Source organism: Sinorhizobium mexicanum, from assembly GCF_013488225.1.
GTDB classification, from domain to species: Bacteria; Pseudomonadota; Alphaproteobacteria; order Rhizobiales; family Rhizobiaceae; genus Sinorhizobium; species Sinorhizobium mexicanum.
In genome coordinates, this window is the sequence record NZ_CP041238.1 from 3,992,318 (window position 1) to 4,009,454 (window position 17,137).

The following is a 17,137-nucleotide window of genomic DNA, read 5'->3' on the forward strand; positions in this document are numbered from 1 at the left end:
TTGTGCGTTGCGGGATGCGGAGGGGAAATACAGTGTCAGAGCAGGCAATCTTCGACGTCTTCGTCATAGGCGGCGGCATCAACGGATGCGGCATTGCACGCGACGCGGTCGGTCGTGGCTATTCGGTTGCGCTCGCCGAGATGAAAGATTTTGCCTCGGGTACGTCGTCCGGCTCGACCAAGCTTATCCATGGCGGGCTGCGCTATCTCGAATATTATGAGTTTCGCCTGGTCCGCGAGGCGCTGATGGAGCGCGAGATCTTGTGGGCGATGGCGCCGCACGTCATCTGGCCGATGCGCTTCGTGCTGCCCTTCCACAAGGGCGGCCTGCGGCCGGCCTGGCTCATCCGGCTCGGCCTGTTTCTTTATGATCACATCGGCGGCCGCAAGCTGTTGCCCGCAACCCGCACGCTGGACATGACGCGCGATCCGGCGGGATTGCCGCTGAAGCGCCTTTTTACCAAGGCATTCGAATATTCCGACGGCTGGGTCAACGATGCCCGCCTTGTCGTGCTGAACGCCCGCGACGCGGCCGATCGCGGCGCGCGGGTCATGCCACGTACCCGGGTCGTCTCGGCGCGCCGCAAGGATGGCCACTGGACAATCGAAACGGAGAATATGGTGACGGGCGCACGCGCAACCCTGCGTTCCCGTCTGCTCGTCAACGCCACCGGTCCCTGGGTGGATCGCGTGCTTGCCGACACGATCGGCAAGAACGACGTGCATAATGTCCGCCTCGTCCAGGGCAGCCATATCGTCGTGAAGAAGAAATTTGACGATCCGCGTGCCTATTTCTTCCAGAACCCGGATGGACGGATCATCTTCGCCATTCCCTACGAGAACGAGTTCACGCTGATCGGAACGACGGATCGCGATTTCGACGGCAACCCGGCGGAAGCGCGCATCAGCGATGCCGAGATCGACTATCTTTGCAAGGCGGCGAGCGAATACTTCACCGAGCCGGTAACGCGGGACGACATCGTCTGGACCTATTCGGCGGTGCGCCCGCTGTTCGACGACGGCGCCAGCAAGGCACAGGAGGCGACGCGCGATTACGTGCTGCGCCTTGAGGGCGAGAACCGCCAGGCGCCGCTGCTCAACGTCTTCGGCGGCAAGCTCACTACCTACCGGCGGCTGAGCGAGTCCGCGCTGGAAAAAATCGGCGAGGCGATCGGGGTCAAGGGTCGGAAATGGACGGCCGGGTCGAACCTGCCGGGCGGCGATTTTCCAGCTACCGGCTACGACGCCGAGGTCGCCAGCCTCAAGGCGCGCTATCCTTTTCTTGCCAATACGCACGCGCGCCGCCTTGTGCGGCTCTACGGCACGCGGGCGGCACAGCTTCTCGGCAAGGCGGCGAGCGAAGCCGATCTCGGAAGACGTTTCGGAGCCGACCTCTACGAAACCGAAGTCAATTGGCTGATCGAGCAGGAATGGGCGCGGCGTGCGGAGGACGTTTTGTGGCGCCGGACGAAACTCGGACTGAAGCTCTCACCGGCCGAAGCCGCGGAGTTGGAGGAATATATGCAGGGCGCGGCCAACGCTGCCGCCTAGATCACGATATGCGGGCGGAAAACCGAGGCCCTTTTCCTCGTCCCGCTCTGATACCCTGCAATTTGAGACTGCCGATGGCTGGGTGGAACACCGGAGAATTCAATGCTTGAAATGAAGAACATATCCAAGGTCGTGGGCGGGGAGACGCATATCCACCCGACCGACCTTGTGCTGGAGAGGGGGTCGCTGAATGTGCTGCTCGGCCCCACGCTCTCCGGCAAGACGTCGTTGATGCGGCTGATGGCCGGTCTCGACAAGCCTGCCTCCGGATCGCTTCGCTTCGATGGCGCCGACGTCACCGGCCTGCCCGTGCAGCAACGCTCCGTCGCCATGGTCTACCAGCAGTTCATCAACTATCCGGCGATGACGGTCTACGACAACATCGCCTCTCCGATGCGCATCAAGGGCGCCGACAGCGCGACCGTCGACCGGGAAGTGCGCAAGGCCGCCGAACTCCTGAAGCTCACCCCCTATCTCGACCGCACACCCTTGAATCTTTCCGGCGGCCAGCAGCAGCGCACCGCGCTTGCGCGTGCGATCGTCAAGAACGCCGATCTGGTGCTGCTCGACGAACCGCTCGCCAATCTCGATTACAAGCTGCGCGAGGAACTGCGCGAGGAACTGCCGAAGATATTCTCCGCCTCCGGCGCGATCTTCGTTTATGCGACGACGGAGCCGTCCGAGGCCTTGCTGCTCGGCGGCAATACCGCGACCCTGAGCGAAGGCCGCATCACCCAGTTCGGCCGCACGATCGACGTCTATCGCCGCCCGATCGATATCGTCACCGCGCGCACATTCGCCGATCCGCCGCTGAACACGATCGAGCTCGTTAAGACGGGAGCGGATTTCACGCTCGATGGAAAGCCCGTGCTGACCGTCCCGGCCCACCTTTCGGCCGTCCCCGACGGCCCCTGCACCGTCGCCTTCCAGCCGCACCACCTTTCTTTCGATCCGCCGAACGGCAGGGGCAATGCGCTTACCGTCAAGACGGCGATCTCTGAAATCGCAGGCTCGGAGAGCTTCATTCACGTCGGCTTTGCCGGCGCGCGCTGGGTCATGCTCGCGCCCGGCATTCACGACATCGAACCGGACGCGGTTCTCAAGGTCTTTGTCGATACACGCCACCTCATGGCCTTCGGGCCCGACGGTCGCGCGATCGGCGGCACGGCCTGAGACGGCGCTGGGAGGAGAAAATGGCACGAATCAACCTTGAACATATCCGCCACGCCTACGGCGCCAAGCCAAAGTCGGAGGCGGACTACGCGCTGAGGGAAGTGCATCACGAGTGGAACGACGGCGGCGCCTATGCGCTGCTCGGCCCTTCCGGATGTGGCAAGACGACGCTTCTCAACATCATCTCCGGCCTCATCAATCCGTCCGAAGGACGCATTCTTTTCGACGGCCATGATGTCACGCATCTCTCCACCCAGGAACGCAACATCGCCCAGGTGTTCCAGTTCCCGGTGATCTACGACACGATGACCGTTTATGACAATCTCGCCTTCCCGCTTCGCAACCGGCACGTGCCGGAGGCGGAAGTCGACCGGCGCGTCAAGGAGATCATCGAGATGACAGGCCTCGGCGGATGGGCGAAGAAGACGGCCCGGAGATTGACCGCCGACCAGAAGCAGAAGATCTCGCTCGGCCGCGGTCTGGTGCGCTCGGACGTCAGCGCCATCCTCTTCGACGAGCCGTTGACCGTCATCGACCCCGAGATGAAGTGGGTGCTGCGCTCCCAGATCAAGCGGCTGCACAAGCAGTTCGGCTTCACCATGGTCTATGTCACGCACGACCAGACCGAGGCGCTGACCTTCGCCGACAAGGTCGTGGTCATGTATGACGGCCAGATCGTCCAGATCGGCACGCCGGCCGAACTCTTCGAGCGGCCGCGCCATACCTTCGTCGGCTATTTCATCGGCTCGCCGGGCATGAACGTCCTGCCGGCGACGATCGAAGGCAGCAGGGCCGCGATCGGCGGCGAGAGCATCCCGCTCAATTTCCTGCCGAAAATCCAGCCCGGGGCCAAGACCGAACTTGGCATCCGGCCGGAGTTCATCATGCTTGGGCGCGAAGGCATGCCGGTCGCGATCACCAAGGTCGAGGATATCGGACGCCGCAAGATCGTCCGCGCCCGCTTTGCCGACCGACCGATCTCGATCGTCGTCGACGAGGATGGCGAGATCCCCGCCGAACCGCGCGTCACCTTCGATCCGAAGGCAATCAATATCTACGCCGATTCCTGGCGCGTCGGTGAGGAGGCTTGAGCCATGGAAAAAACCTGGAACAACAAGGCCTGGTTCATGGTCCTGCCGGTGCTGGTGCTCGTCGCCTTCTCCGCCGTGGTCCCGCTGATGACCGTCGTCAACTATTCGGTGCAGGACACCTTCGGCAATAACGAGTTCTTCTGGGCCGGCACCGACTGGTTTGTGGATACACTCGAATCCGACCGCTTCTGGGATGCGCTGACCCGCAACCTGATCTTCTCGGCGATCATCCTGACGATCCAGATTCCGCTCGGCATCGTGATCGCGCTCAACATGCCGAAGAAGGGCATCGGCGTTCCGATCTGCCTGGTGCTGATGGCGCTGCCGCTGCTCATTCCGTGGAATGTCGTCGGCACCATCTGGCAGGTCTTCGGCCGCGTCGACATCGGCCTCCTCGGACGCACGCTCGCCTCGCTCGGCATCAACTACAACTATGTGCAGAATCCGATCGATGCGTGGGTCACGCTGATCGTCATGGACGTCTGGCACTGGACGAGCCTCGTCGTGCTCCTCTGCTATGCCGGGCTCGTCTCGATCCCGGACGCTTACTATCAGGCGGCCAAGATCGACGGCGCCTCGCGCTGGTCCGTCTTCCGTTACATCCAGCTTCCGAAGATGAAGCGCGTGCTCCTGATCGCCTTCCTGCTGCGCTTCATGGACAGTTTCATGATCTACACGGAACCCTTCGTCGTGACCGGCGGTGGTCCGGGTAATTCGACGACCTTCCTGTCGATCGATCTCGTCAAGATGGCGATCGGCCAGTTCGACCTCGGCCCGGCCGCAGCCCTCTCGATCATCTACTTCCTCATCATCCTGCTGCTCTCGTGGATCTTCTACACGGTGATGACCACGAGCGATGCGCAGGGCTGAGAAAGGAGGGAGGAGACACTATGAAAACCAATTCACAACCGCTCTCGCAACGCCTCTCCTGGCTGGTGCCGACAATCTACATCGTCTTCCTGCTCCTGCCGATCTATTGGCTTGTCAACATGAGCTTCAAGGAGACGAGCGAGATTCTCAGCACGTTCTCGCTCTGGCCACAGAACCCGACGCTCAGGAACTACCAGGTGATCTTCACCGACCCCTCCTGGTACAACGGCTACATCAACTCCATCACCTACGTGGTGATGAACACGGTGATCTCGGTCTCCGTTGCACTGCCGGCGGCCTACGCCTTCTCGCGTTACCGTTTCCTCGGAGACAAGCATCTGTTCTTCTGGCTGCTGACGAACCGGATGGCGCCGCCGGCCGTTTTCGCGCTGCCCTTCTTTCAGCTCTATTCAGCCTTCGGCCTGATCGACACGCATATCGCGGTCGCGATCGCCCACTGCCTATTCAACGTGCCGCTGGCGGTCTGGATCCTCGAAGGCTTCATGTCGGGCGTGCCGAAGGAGATCGACGAGACGGCCTATATCGACGGCTACTCCTTCCCGCGCTTCTTCGTAAAAATCTTCGTGCCGCTGATCGCATCCGGCATCGGCGTCGCCGCCTTCTTCTGCTTCATGTTCTCCTGGGTCGAACTTCTGATCGCCCGCACCCTCACGACCACCGACGCCAAGCCGATCGCGGCGACAATGACCCGCACGGTCTCGGCGTCCGGTCTCGACTGGGGTGTGCTTGCCGCCGCCGGTGTGCTGACGATCATCCCCGGTGCGCTCGTGATCTATTTCGTTCGCAACTACATCGCCAAGGGCTTCGCCCTGGGGAGGGTCTGATGGAAACCATCGCCACTCGCAAGAACCGCTGGCCCGTCGCACTTGTCGCCGTTCTCGTCGTCTATGTCGTCGCTGCGGGGCTGCTGGTTTCCACCCTGCCGCTCAAGGACGGCGAACGCGACTGGTTCGCCCCGCTGATCCCCGGCGGCTGGATGGCCTGGTCCTTCCCGACCGCCATGTTCTTTCTGACGATCTTCACGCTGCTGTCGCTGATGGCCGTCTGGGAATATGCCCGGCCCGGAGGCAACCCGCGCGTCGGCATTCTGCGCTTCGAGACGACGCGCGGCGATCGGCTTTTCGTCTCGCTGCTTGGATCCGCCTTCATTCATCTCGGCTGGCTGGGGCTCGTCGGCACAAACCTCTGGTGGGCGGTCGCGCTCTCCGTGGTCTATGCCATCGGTGTCTTCCGCTACGTCTGAGAAACGCAAATGGGGGGCGCATCGACGGCGCGCCCCTCGAAACTGCAATGAACTGCAATCGCAAAACCCAAGGGAGGAAATTATGCGACGGCATCTTCTAACGACGACGGCAGCAATGCTGCTGGCTCTCACCGGCTCGGCCTATGCCGGCATGGATGAGGCAAAGGCATTCCTGGACAAGGAAATCGGCGACCTCTCGTCGCTCGATCGCGCCGCCCAGGAAGCGGAAATGCAATGGTTCGTCGATGCAGCAAAGCCCTTTGCCGGCATGGAAATCAAGGTCGTCTCCGAAACGATCACCACCCATGAATACGAATCGAAGACCCTGGCCAAGGCCTTCTCCGACATTACCGGCATCAAGATCACCCACGACCTGATCGGCGAAGGCGACGTCGTCGAAAAGCTGCAGACGCAGATGCAGTCGGGCGAGAACGTCTATGACGCCTACATCAACGACTCGGACCTCATCGGCACCCATTGGCGCTATCAGCAGGCCCGCAGCCTGACCGATTTCATGGCGAACGAGGGCAAGGACGTCACCAACCCCAACCTCGACATTGATGACTTCATCGGCAAGTCCTTCACCACCGCTCCGGACGGCAAGCTCTACCAGTTGCCCGACCAGCAGTTCGCGAACCTCTACTGGTTCCGCTATGACTGGTTCAACGATCCGAAGATCCAGGAAGAATTCAAGGCTAAGTACGGCTACGATCTCGGCGTTCCGGTCAACTGGTCGGCCTACGAGGACATCGCCGAGTTCTTCAATGGCCGCGAGATCGACGGCAAGAAGGTCTACGGCCACATGGATTACGGCAAGAAGGACCCGTCCCTCGGTTGGCGGTTCACCGACGCCTGGCTGTCGATGGCCGGCAACGGTGACAAGGGCATCCCGAACGGCAAGCCGGTCGACGAGTGGGGCATCCGAGTCGACGAGAACTCGCGTCCCGTCGGATCCTGCGTTGCGCGCGGCGGCGACACCAACGGCCCGGCGTCGGTCTATGCCATCCAGAAGTATCTCGACTGGCTGAAGGCCTATGCTCCGGCTGCCGCCCAGGGCATGACCTTCTCGGAATCCGGTCCGGTTCCGTCGCAGGGTGAGATTGCCCAGCAAATGTTCACCTATACGGCGTTCACCGCAGACTTCGTGAAGCCGGGCCTGCCGGTGGTGAACGAGGACGGCACGCCGAAGTGGCGTTTTGCCCCGAGCCCGCATGGCGTCTACTGGAAGGATGGCATGAAGCTCGGCTATCAGGATGCCGGTTCCTGGACGATCCTGAAGTCCACTCCGGACGACCGCGCCAAGGCCGCGTGGCTCTACGCGCAGTTCGTGACCTCCAAGACCGTGGACGTGAAGAAGAGCCATGTCGGTCTCACCTTCATCCGCCAGTCGACGCTCGATCATCAGAGCTTTACCGAGCGCGCACCGAAGCTCGGCGGTCTGGTCGAGTTCTACCGCTCGCCGGCCCGCCTGCAGTGGTCGCCGACCGGCACGAACGTGCCTGACTATCCGAAGCTGGCTCAGCTCTGGTGGCAGGCGATCGGCGATGCCTCCTCCGGCGCAAAAACAGCCCAGGAAGCCATGGACTCGCTTTGCGCCGAGCAGGAAAAGGTCCTGCAGCGCCTCGAGCGCGCCGGCATCCAGGGCGACATCGGTCCGAAGCTGGCGGAAGAGCACGACCTCGAATTCTGGAACGCGGAAGCCGTCAAGGCCGGCAACCTCGCTCCGCAGCTGAAGGTCGAGAACGAGAAGGAAAAGCCGATGACCGTCAACTACGACGAACTGGTCAAGAGCTGGCAGACGAACTAAGCCTCCCAAGGCCGCTGCATGTTTCCTTAAATCGTAGCCGGTTTAAGGGCAAAAACATGCAGCAATTCAAAGTGCTACAGCGCCGTCTGGTAAGACGCGCGGCGCTGTAGGTGCCCTCCGAAATCATCGGCGGCACCACGACGTCTGGAGATGCGGCGCCGGGGCTGGCAACAGCTCCGGCTTTCGCTTGAAGGAGCAGCGAGCCTTGCATCCGGTTCAAGTCGGGCCGTGCCCCGTCCTTGCAATATCAAGTATCCGCAACCGAATGGATAACATAGGCGGTCGAAACGCTGCCGATCGACCGTATTACCGTTGATCGATCGAAAACTGTTTCCCTATTTTCAATAAGGTAATGCCTCACGCTCGCTGCCATAGTTTGCCACCTGCCTCATGAAGAGGCGGGAATACATGCAAAGGTATTGGAGGAGATTACCTTGGCAAACAATGCAGACGAAACTGTACGACATATGCGGCCGGAAGATGAGAAACTCGGCATCGGTGCCAATCTGGCCTATGGCCTGCAACATGTCCTGACGATGTACGGCGGCATCGTCGCCGTACCGCTGATCCTCGGCCAGGCGGCAGGCCTCACCTCCAGCGACGTCGGCCTGCTGATCACCGCCTCCCTTTTCGCCGGCGGCCTCGCCACCATCCTGCAGACCATCGGCCTGCCGTTTTTCGGAAGCCGGTTGCCGCTGGTCCAGGGCGTTTCCTTCTCGGGCGTTGCGACGATGATTGCCATTTCCGGCAATGGCGGTATCGAGGCCGTGCTCGGGGCCGTCATGGCCGCGTCACTGATCGGCCTTCTGATCACGCCCGTCTTCTCGCGGATCACGCGTTTCTTCCCACCGCTCGTCACGGGCATCGTGATCACCACCATCGGCTTGACGCTGATGCCCGTCGCCGCGCGCTGGGCCATGGGAGGCAACAGTGCTGCGCCGGACTTCGGCAGCCCGGCCAACATCCAGCTCGCAGCGGCGACGCTCGTGATCGTGCTCCTGCTCAGCAAGCTCGGCAGCGCATCGATCTCAAGGCTGTCGATCCTGATCGCGCTGATCATCGGCACCGTCATCGCCTATTTCGCCGGCATGACCGATTTCACGAAGGTGACCGAGGGGCCGCTCTTCTCCCTTCCGACCGTGTTCCATTTCGGCTATCCGACCTTCGAGATCGCAGCGGTCGTCTCGATGTTCATCGTCATCATGGTGACGCTGGTCGAGACGTCAGCGGATATCCTTGCCGTCGGCGAAATCATCGAAACAAAAGTGGACTCGCGCCGCCTCGGCGATGGCCTCAGGGCGGATATGCTGTCCAGCCTCATCGCACCGGTCTTCGGCTCCTTCACCCAGAGCGCCTTTGCCCAGAATGTCGGGTTGGTGGCTGTCACCGGCGTGAAGAGCCGCTACGTGGTGGCGACGGGCGGCATGTTTCTCGTGGCGCTCGGCCTGTTGCCCGTCATGGGCCGCGTTGTCGCGGCGGTTCCAAGCGCCGTGCTCGGCGGCGCCGGCATCGTGCTCTTCGGCACGGTCGCGGCAAGCGGCATCCGCACCCTGTCCAAGGTCGACTACAACAACAATATGAACCTGGTGATCGTCGCCACGTCCATCGGCTTCGGCATGATCCCGATCGCCTCTCCTGGCTTCTACGAGCACTTTCCGGCCTGGGTGGCGACGATCTTCCACTCCGGCATCAGTTCCGCCGCACTGATGGCGATCAGCCTCAATGTGATCTTCAACCATCTGACAGTCGGAAACTCCGACCAGCAATCGGTGTTCGTCGCCGGAACGGAGCGGACGCTCCGGTATCAGGACATCGCGCGGCTGCACGATGGCGACTATTTCCTCAACGGCAAGCTCTACGATGCAAAGGGCATCGAGGTGCCGGTGGTCGCTTCTGAAGCGCACTGACCGTTTGCACCGACAGCGCCGTGCGTCTTATCGGACACACGGCGCTGTCGTGAAAAGATCTCCCCATCTCGGGGAAATCTCTCCCGCAGATGCATCACATTTCGATCGGGACCGAAGCATCCGTCGTCCGACGATGTTAGAAGGACGGCATGGACTCGCTTCAAGGACTGGATTGATGACCGCGGCCAAGACAAACATCGCCTTCGAACTCTTGCTTCTTCTCGCGCTTGCCACCCTCTGGGGCGCCTCCTACACCTTCATCAAGCTCGGCGTCGAAACCATTCCACCGGTGACGCTGATTGCCGCGCGCACGCTGCTTGCCGGCGCGATTCTTCTGGCAGTGATCGGATGGCGCGGTCTTTCCTTGCCCCGTGACACGGCCACCTTGGGGCGGTTTCTGTTCCAGGCTTGCCTCAACAGCGTCTTTCCCTTCACGCTGATCGCCTGGGCCGAGCGGACGATCGACGCCGGTGTGGCAGTGATCCTCAATTCCACCACGCCCATCTTCGCCTTCCTTTTGACGGCCCTGATCACCCGGCACGAGCCCGTTACCGCCCGCAAATTCGTGGGCGTCATTGCGGGCCTCACCGGCATCAGCCTGATCATTGGGCTCGAAGCCTTTCGCGGCATCGGCGATCAGTTGGTGCCGCAGCTTGCCGTTGTCCTTGCAACCATTTGCTATGCGGGCGCGGCGATCTTCGGCAAAAGTTTCAAGGGCCTGGACCCGATCATACCCGCCGCGGGCTCGCTTCTCGCCGGCGCTGTCCTGCTCGTCCCGGCGAGCCTGATCGTCGATCGGCCCTGGACGCTCAGCCCCTCGCCGCAATCGCTGATCGCGCTCGTCTGCCTCTCGGCCTTCTCGACGGCGCTCGCTTTCGTCATCTATTTCCGCCTGATCCACACGCTCGGATCCGTCGGCACGACGGCACAGGCCTATATCCGTGTTCCGATCGGCGTTGCCATCGGAGTCCTGTTCCTCGGCGAAACTCTACCGACGACTGCGTGGATCGGCCTCTGCGGCGTTATCGCCGGCGTCGCCGCTATGACAGTGCCGGCGCGCAAGCGCGCGGCGGCGGCCGCAGCCAAAGTGTGATCCCCGGTCAGTCCTTGCGCTTCCGGCAATAGAGCTCCAGCCGGTGGCGCACCAAGTCATAGCCGAGTTCGGCGGCGATCTCCGCCTGCAGTTGTTCGATCTTGTCGGACCTGAATTCGATCACGGCACCTGTGTCGATGTCGATCAGATGGTCGTGGTGCGGCGCGTCCGCCGTCTCGAATCGAGCGGTTGCGTTCTCGAAGGCATGCCGCTGCACGACCCCCTGCTGCTCCAGCGCGGACAGTGTCCGGTAAACGGTCGAAAGCGATACGGTCGCATCTATTTCCTTCGCGCGCCGGTGCAATTCGCTAGCATCGGGATGGTCCTCGGCCTCGGCCAGAATCTTAAGGATTGCAGCGCGTTGGCGGGTAACGCGCACGCCGCCGTCCCGCAGGATTCCTTCCAGTTCCTTGATCCGATTCTTGCTTTGTCTCATCTGGCGACACTAGCCAAGGGCGGCCTGTTTGAAAATAGCTAGTTGCAAATGGTTCTCATTTGCATTGACTTATGCAGGTCATTCGCCTACCCATAGGACCGGATTGCATCGAGGCTGGCCCTGAGGAGTGATGAATGGTCGATCGCACGAGGCGCATGATTTTGACGGCGGCAGCGGCGGCGGCTGCCTTTTCCTTCGTCCCCGGCGCGGCGCTGGCCCAGGAAAAATTCAAGGCCGTCACGACTTTCACCGTCATTGCCGATATGGCGCAGAATGTCGCGGGCGACGCGGCCATCGTCGAATCGATTACCAAACCTGGCGCAGAGATCCACAACTACCAGCCGACGCCGCGCGATATCCTCAAAGCCCACGACGCCAAGCTCATCCTCTGGAACGGGCTGAACCTCGAACTCTGGTTCGAAAAATTCTTCCAGAACTTCGATGAAATTCCAGGCGTCGTCGTCTCCGATGGGGTCGAGCCGATGGGTATCGCGGAGGGGCCCTATAGCGGCAAGCCGAACCCACATGCCTGGATGTCGCCCTCGGCAGCGCTGATCTATGTCGACAACATCCGCGATGCCTTCGTGAAATTCGACCCTCAGAACGCCGAGACCTACAAGGCGAATGCCGAGGCCTATAAACAGAAGATCGAGGCGGCCATCGCGCCGATCCGGGCGGAGCTCGAGAAGATCCCGGCGGAAAAGCGCTGGCTCGTCTCGAGCGAGGGCGCCTTCAGCTACCTGATCCGCGACTTCGGCATGAAGGAACTCTATCTCTGGCCGATCAATGCCGATCAGCAGGGCACGCCGCAGCAGGTGCGCAAGGTGATCGACGCGGTGCGCGCCAACAACATTCCGGTGGTCTTCTCCGAGAGCACGATCTCGCCCGATCCGGCGGAACAGGTGGCGCGGGAAACCGGCGCGAAATATGGTGGTGTGCTCTATGTCGATTCCTTGAGCGAGGCCGATGGTCCGGTTCCGACCTATATCGATCTCCTGCGTGTCACCTCCGAAACGATCGCGAGAGGTCTTTCGCAATGAACCTTCAGGTAAAGGAGCGCGCCAGGCCGGCGCCGACTTCAACGGACGAGGGCAGCGGCATCCGCGTCCGCGGCGCCACGGTGACCTATCGCAACGGTCACCGGGCCCTTCGTGATGCCTCCTTCGAGATCCCGACCGGGACGATCGCAGCGCTCGTCGGCGTCAACGGCAGCGGCAAGTCGACGTTGTTCAAGGCGATCATGGGCTTCGTCCGGTTGGCGCAGGGCGAAATCTCGATCCTCGGGCTTTCGGTGCCGGCTGCGCTGAAGAGAAACCTCGTCGCCTATGTGCCCCAGGCGGAGGAGGTCGACTGGAACTTCCCGGTTCTCGTCGAGGACGTAGTGATGATGGGCCGTTACGGTCACATGAACATGCTTCGGATCCCGAAGAAGGCGGATCATGACGCGGTAGAGGCCGCACTCGCGCGCGTCGGCATGAGCGATTTCCGCAAGCGCCAGATCGGCGAGCTTTCCGGCGGCCAGAAGAAACGCGTCTTCCTCGCCCGTGCGCTGGCCCAGGACGGCCGCGTCATCCTGCTCGACGAGCCCTTTACCGGTGTCGACGTCAAGACCGAGGACGCGATCATCCGCCTGTTGATCGGCCTACGCGATGAGGGGCGCGTGATGCTCGTCTCCACCCACAATCTCGGCAGTGTGCCGGAATTCTGCGACCGCACCGTACTCCTGAAGAACACGGTGCTCGCCTACGGGCCGACGGCAACCACATTTACCCGCGAGAACCTCGAACTCGCTTTCGGAGGCGTGCTGCGCCATTTCGTGCTCGGCGGCGAGAACCTGCACGACGACGCCGACCCGCGCCAGCTTGCCGTCATCACCGATGACGAGCGTCCGCTCGTCATGTACGGCGCGCAGGGGCGGATGGTGACGCAGCCGGCAAAGCCGGAAACCGAGGCGGACGCCGAATGATCGCCACCCTCGTCGAGCCGTTCACATACGGTTACATGCTGAACGCCATGTGGGTCAGCGCACTGGTCGGCGCCGTCTGCGCCTTCCTCTCGGCTTATCTCATGCTCAAGGGCTGGTCGCTGATCGGCGATGCGCTTTCCCACTCGATCGTGCCGGGTGTCGCCGGGGCCTACATGCTGGGGCTTCCTTTTTCGCTCGGCGCCTTCTTTTCCGGCGCGCTCGCCGCAGCCGCCATGCTGTTCCTGAACCAGCGCACGCGGCTGAAGGAGGACACGATCATCGGGCTGATTTTCACCTCCTTCTTCGGCCTCGGCCTCTTCATGGTGTCGCTGTCGCCAACCTCGGTGAACATTCAGACGATCGTGCTCGGCAACATCCTTGCCATCACGCCGGCCGACACGCTGCAGCTGGCGATCATCGGCGTCGTCTCGCTGGTCATCCTGTTCGCGAAATGGAAGGACCTGATGGTCACTTTCTTCGACGAGAACCATGCCCGCTCGATCGGCATCAAAACGACATTCCTCAAGGTGCTGTTCTTCACGTTGCTCTCGGCATCTACGGTCGCCGCCCTTCAGACCGTCGGTGCCTTTCTCGTCATCGCCATGGTCGTCACGCCCGGGGCAACCGCCTACCTGCTCACGGACCGCTTCCCGAGCTGATCGCGATCAGCATCGCCATCGGCCGCGCTGACGAGCTTTGCCGGCGCCTATGCCAGCTATTTCCTTGACGGCGCGACGGGCGGCATCATCATCGTGCTGCAGACGCTGATCTTCCTCCTCGCCTTTGTCTTTGCTCCGAAGCATGGGTTGATCGCCGCCCGGTCGCCGCGCCTCCGAGGCACTGGAGGTTGCGCAATGATCTCGCTCGACATGCTTCTCGCCGTCTTCGAATTCGAGTTCATGCGCAATGCGCTGCTGATCTCGGTCCTGATCGCAATCCCGACGGCCATGCTCTCCTGCTTCCTCGTGCTGAAGGGCTGGTCGCTGATGGGCGACGCGATCTCGCACGCGGTCTTTCCAGGCGTCGTCATCTCCTACATCGTCGGCCTGCCGCTGGCCGGTCGGCGCCTTTGCCGCCGGCATGTGCTGCGCGCTCCTGACGGCTATCTCAAGGAAACAGCCGCATCAAACAGGACACCGGTGATGGGCATCGTCTTTTCCGGCATGTTCGGTTTCGGTCTTGTGCTCTACACCAAGATCCAGAGCGACGTGCATCTCGACCACATCCTTTTCGGCGACATGCTCGGCATCGGCTGGGGCGACATTCTGGAAACGGGCCTGATTGCGCTTCTTGCCGCCGGCATCCTCGGCCTCAAGTGGCGTGACCTGCTGCTGCACGCCTTCGACCCCGCCCAGGCGCGCCCGGGCTCCCGGTCGGATGGCTGCACTACGGACTGCTTGCGGTCCTGTCGCTGACGATCGTCGGCGCGCTGAAGGCCGTCGGCTTGATCCTCGCGATCGCAATGCTGATCGCCCCCGGCGCGATCGCCTTCCTGCTGACGCGCACATTCGGCGGCATGCTGATTGTCGCGGTGCTTGTCGCCGTCGTCGCCTCGTTTGCCGGGGTTTACCTGTCCTTCTTCATCGACAGCGCCCCCGCCCCGACTATCGTGATGCTGATGACGATAATCTTCCTGGCCGCCTTCGCCTATTCCAGCTGGAAGTCGGCACGCCTGGCGAGCTCGTTGAGTTCAAACGGTTAGGGCTCTCATGGCTGGAGCCAAGGCGCTCGCGACATTCATTTCCGCGCCAAAGGTTTCGCATCGCGCATTAGCGGGGCAAGCTGACGAGCAAGCTCTTCGCTCAATGTGCGCATATATGTCGCCGTTACGTGATGCTTGTCGTAATAGACCTGCACATTGCCGATGACTGCAGGGCACATTTCAGCGGTGCAGAAATAATCGGAAAAGTCCAGGAAATGCAGGTTTTCCTTGAAGGACACCGCGCGGGTCGGATTGATCGGAGCGAGCACCGAATCCCGCTCAACAGCGCATTTCGGCGAGAAGCGGCCATTGATTTCCACGCACTCGGGCACGTCAAAGCCAAACCAGGGCGTGTCGCGCATCGCGACGACAGGAATTTCCGCCGCCGCCAGTTTCTCCCATTGCCGCCGGTAACCGGCGGGAACTTCCTCGATGCCCTTGATCACCCGCGTGGACGTGGTGAAAATCAGATCCGGCTTTATCGCCAACAACCTTTCCATTAGCAGTTCGTTCCACTCGGTGCAGGCATCGCGATATGCGGGTACCTCGGACGACGCCTGCGAGGTCAGGACGCAACTGCTCTTGGTGTAGGTGACGATTTTCCATTCCGGATACCGCTGCAAGACGCCCTGCAATGCAGGTAGCCAATGCACGCTGTGCGAACCGCCAACAAGCGCCAAAGTGTGGCTTGCCTCTCTCGGTCCATAACTGCAACTGAGCAAGGCGGTGCCCAGCAGCGACTGGTGGCAACCGTCCCGATACACGTCTGCATCGTCCCACTTTGCGGTCATTGGTCCGGGATGGACGGGGATCTCACTCGAGCCCGCCGCGAGCCCCTTGATCGCCGCACCGGGGTAATGCTCGGGGTCCACGACACGCAATCGCTCCTCGGCCAAGCTTTGCGCAGCCTCCACTCTCCAGACGAACAGGCCCGCAGCGATCACTGCAAGGGTGGCGATAGCTGCGAAGGCCGTTTGCAAGGGACGCTCATCCTTCTCCCGCCGGGGGAAACATGCCTCCACGATTCGCGTCGTGAAGTACGAGAGGACGATGGAGACGAGCAGGACGACCGAGCCCTCGATTGGACCGGCCGAGGTTTGATACGTGTAGGTGAGATAAAAGACGAGGATTGGCCAGTGCCAGAGATACAGACAATAAGAGATGTCCCCAAGCCACGTGAGCGGTCGCGCGGCCAGCAGACTTGCCACGCCGAAGCGTAATGGCGGACCGTCGCCACAAACAAGGATCGCAGCGGCGGCAAGTGTCGGCCAGAGCGCCGCGTAGCCGGGAAAAACAGTCGATATTTCAAGCAGGATGCCGCAGCTCAAAATAGCTGCCAAACCAATCCATCCGCCGATGGTCCGCAACGTTGGCGACAAGATGATAGCGGGCAACAACAGGCGAGTGATTCCGCCAAGCGCGAATTCCCAGACCCGTGCAAAGGTGTCGTAGTAGGCGAATGCCTGGTTTCGGGACGTGCTGTAGACCGAGTAGGCTAACGACAGCGCGAACACACTTGTGAGAAACACCAACAGGTCGATGCGCGACGGCCGACGCCTTATCAAGGTAAATAGGGCAATACCCACTGCCAAGATCAGCAGGCATTGAACCTGGGCGGACATTGCCCAGTAATGCTGGACCGGGCTTCCAACTTCGTCTCGTGCAAGATAGTCGATCGCCGAAGTCGCCAGTAGCCAATTCTCCAGATATACCGAACTGGCCGCAATCTGATACATCCCGGCTTGCCATCGCATTCTCGGCAACCAAAACGGCGCCGACATCGCAATCACAGCAATCACCAAAAATGACGAGGGCAGAAGCCGACGGGCCAACTTGGTGGCAAAGGGGACGAGGTCCACGCGATGCCCGGATTCCGCCTGACGCGCCAGCGACCCGATAAGCAGATAACCGGAGACGATGAAGAAGACATCGACACCACCGGAAACCCGACCGATCCATATGTGATATATCGCGACCAGAAGTGCGCCGATTGCCCGCAGACCCTGAATGTCATCGCGCCGCGGCACAGCACGACTATTGGGCTCGACCATCACTTTGGTTCGGCCCCGGTAAACAGGTCGGGGTACCCGCAAGGCCTCGATAGAGCCTCGAAACGCATTAGGTCTGTTGATCCGATCGCCAACCTGCGTCACTCGCGAGATCGAATTAGTCGATTGGGCATTAACTGTTCAAATAGCGCACAAGGCAATGCCCCGACCGGGAACGTCCTGAGATGCGGGATCACTTTCAGCGTTAAATGTCACAAAGGTTGATGATT

The 17,137-nt window shown here is 61.4% G+C and carries 13 protein-coding genes and 1 pseudogene; 12 read left to right on the forward strand and 2 right to left on the reverse strand.

The window, feature by feature from the left end:
• Nucleotides 1–32: 32 nt before the first annotated feature.
• The 9 genes from glpD (at nucleotide 33) to FKV68_RS18795 (ending at nucleotide 10,755) form a co-directional block, all read left to right on the forward strand.
• Nucleotides 33–1,550 (forward strand): glycerol-3-phosphate dehydrogenase, encoded by a 1,518-nt coding sequence (gene glpD / locus FKV68_RS18755; protein ID WP_180939276.1) that lies wholly within the window; start codon nucleotides 33–35, stop codon nucleotides 1,548–1,550.
• 102 nt (nucleotides 1,551–1,652) lie between these two features.
• Nucleotides 1,653–2,723, forward strand: a complete 1,071-nt coding sequence (locus tag FKV68_RS18760; RefSeq protein WP_180939277.1) for an ABC transporter ATP-binding protein — start codon at nucleotides 1,653–1,655, stop codon at nucleotides 2,721–2,723.
• Nucleotides 2,724–2,743: 20 nt separating this feature from the next.
• Nucleotides 2,744–3,814, forward strand: a complete 1,071-nt coding sequence (locus FKV68_RS18765; RefSeq protein WP_180939278.1) for an ABC transporter ATP-binding protein — start codon at nucleotides 2,744–2,746, stop codon at nucleotides 3,812–3,814.
• Between the two features lie 3 nt (nucleotides 3,815–3,817).
• Complete coding sequence (locus tag FKV68_RS18770; protein ID WP_180939279.1) at nucleotides 3,818–4,684, forward strand: carbohydrate ABC transporter permease; 867 nt, start codon at nucleotides 3,818–3,820, stop codon at nucleotides 4,682–4,684.
• Between the two features lie 20 nt (nucleotides 4,685–4,704).
• A complete protein-coding gene (locus FKV68_RS18775) occupies nucleotides 4,705–5,529 on the forward strand; it encodes a carbohydrate ABC transporter permease (protein WP_180939280.1) in 825 nt (274 codons plus the stop codon).
• Nucleotides 5,529–5,948 (forward strand): DUF2160 domain-containing protein, encoded by a 420-nt coding sequence (locus FKV68_RS18780; RefSeq protein WP_180939281.1) that lies wholly within the window; start codon nucleotides 5,529–5,531, stop codon nucleotides 5,946–5,948. The genes FKV68_RS18775 and FKV68_RS18780 overlap by 1 nt, the downstream gene beginning before the upstream one ends.
• Nucleotides 5,949–6,030: 82 nt before the next feature.
• Nucleotides 6,031–7,755 carry an ABC transporter substrate-binding protein gene (locus FKV68_RS18785; RefSeq protein WP_180939282.1) on the forward strand — a complete coding sequence of 575 codons (1,725 nt, stop codon included), beginning with the start codon at nucleotides 6,031–6,033 and terminating at the stop codon, nucleotides 7,753–7,755.
• A 434-nt stretch (nucleotides 7,756–8,189) separates the two neighbouring features.
• Nucleotides 8,190–9,662 carry a nucleobase:cation symporter-2 family protein gene (locus FKV68_RS18790; protein ID WP_209647396.1) on the forward strand — a complete coding sequence of 491 codons (1,473 nt, stop codon included), beginning with the start codon at nucleotides 8,190–8,192 and terminating at the stop codon, nucleotides 9,660–9,662.
• A 175-nt stretch (nucleotides 9,663–9,837) separates the two neighbouring features.
• Nucleotides 9,838–10,755 carry a DMT family transporter gene (locus FKV68_RS18795; RefSeq protein ID WP_180939283.1) on the forward strand — a complete coding sequence of 306 codons (918 nt, stop codon included), beginning with the start codon at nucleotides 9,838–9,840 and terminating at the stop codon, nucleotides 10,753–10,755.
• Nucleotides 10,756–10,762: 7 nt separating this feature from the next.
• On the opposite strand, the gene FKV68_RS18800 is transcribed toward FKV68_RS18795, so the two are convergent.
• The gene (locus tag FKV68_RS18800) at nucleotides 10,763–11,191 is read right to left on the reverse strand and encodes a Fur family transcriptional regulator (RefSeq protein ID WP_153436669.1); all 429 of its coding nucleotides are present in this window, start codon (nucleotides 11,189–11,191) and stop codon (nucleotides 10,763–10,765) included.
• Nucleotides 11,192–11,325: 134 nt separating this feature from the next.
• Between FKV68_RS18800 and FKV68_RS18805 the strand changes: the two genes are divergently transcribed.
• The 3 genes and pseudogenes from FKV68_RS18805 (at nucleotide 11,326) to FKV68_RS33770 (ending at nucleotide 14,859) form a co-directional block, all read left to right on the forward strand.
• Nucleotides 11,326–12,231: a metal ABC transporter substrate-binding protein gene (locus FKV68_RS18805; protein ID WP_269808442.1), complete on the forward strand. Its 906-nt coding sequence runs from the start codon at nucleotides 11,326–11,328 to the stop codon at nucleotides 12,229–12,231.
• Complete coding sequence (locus FKV68_RS18810; RefSeq protein ID WP_245181951.1) at nucleotides 12,228–13,157, forward strand: manganese/iron ABC transporter ATP-binding protein; 930 nt, start codon at nucleotides 12,228–12,230, stop codon at nucleotides 13,155–13,157. The genes FKV68_RS18805 and FKV68_RS18810 overlap by 4 nt, the downstream gene beginning before the upstream one ends.
• A gap of 47 nt (nucleotides 13,158–13,204) precedes the next feature.
• Nucleotides 13,205–14,859: pseudogene (locus FKV68_RS33770) on the forward strand (metal ABC transporter permease).
• Between the two features lie 35 nt (nucleotides 14,860–14,894).
• On the opposite strand, the gene FKV68_RS18825 reads toward FKV68_RS33770, so the two are convergent.
• Nucleotides 14,895–16,910, reverse strand: a complete 2,016-nt coding sequence (locus tag FKV68_RS18825) for an acyltransferase family protein (RefSeq protein ID WP_180939284.1) — start codon at nucleotides 16,908–16,910, stop codon at nucleotides 14,895–14,897.
• Between the last annotated feature and the right edge of the window lie 227 nt (nucleotides 16,911–17,137).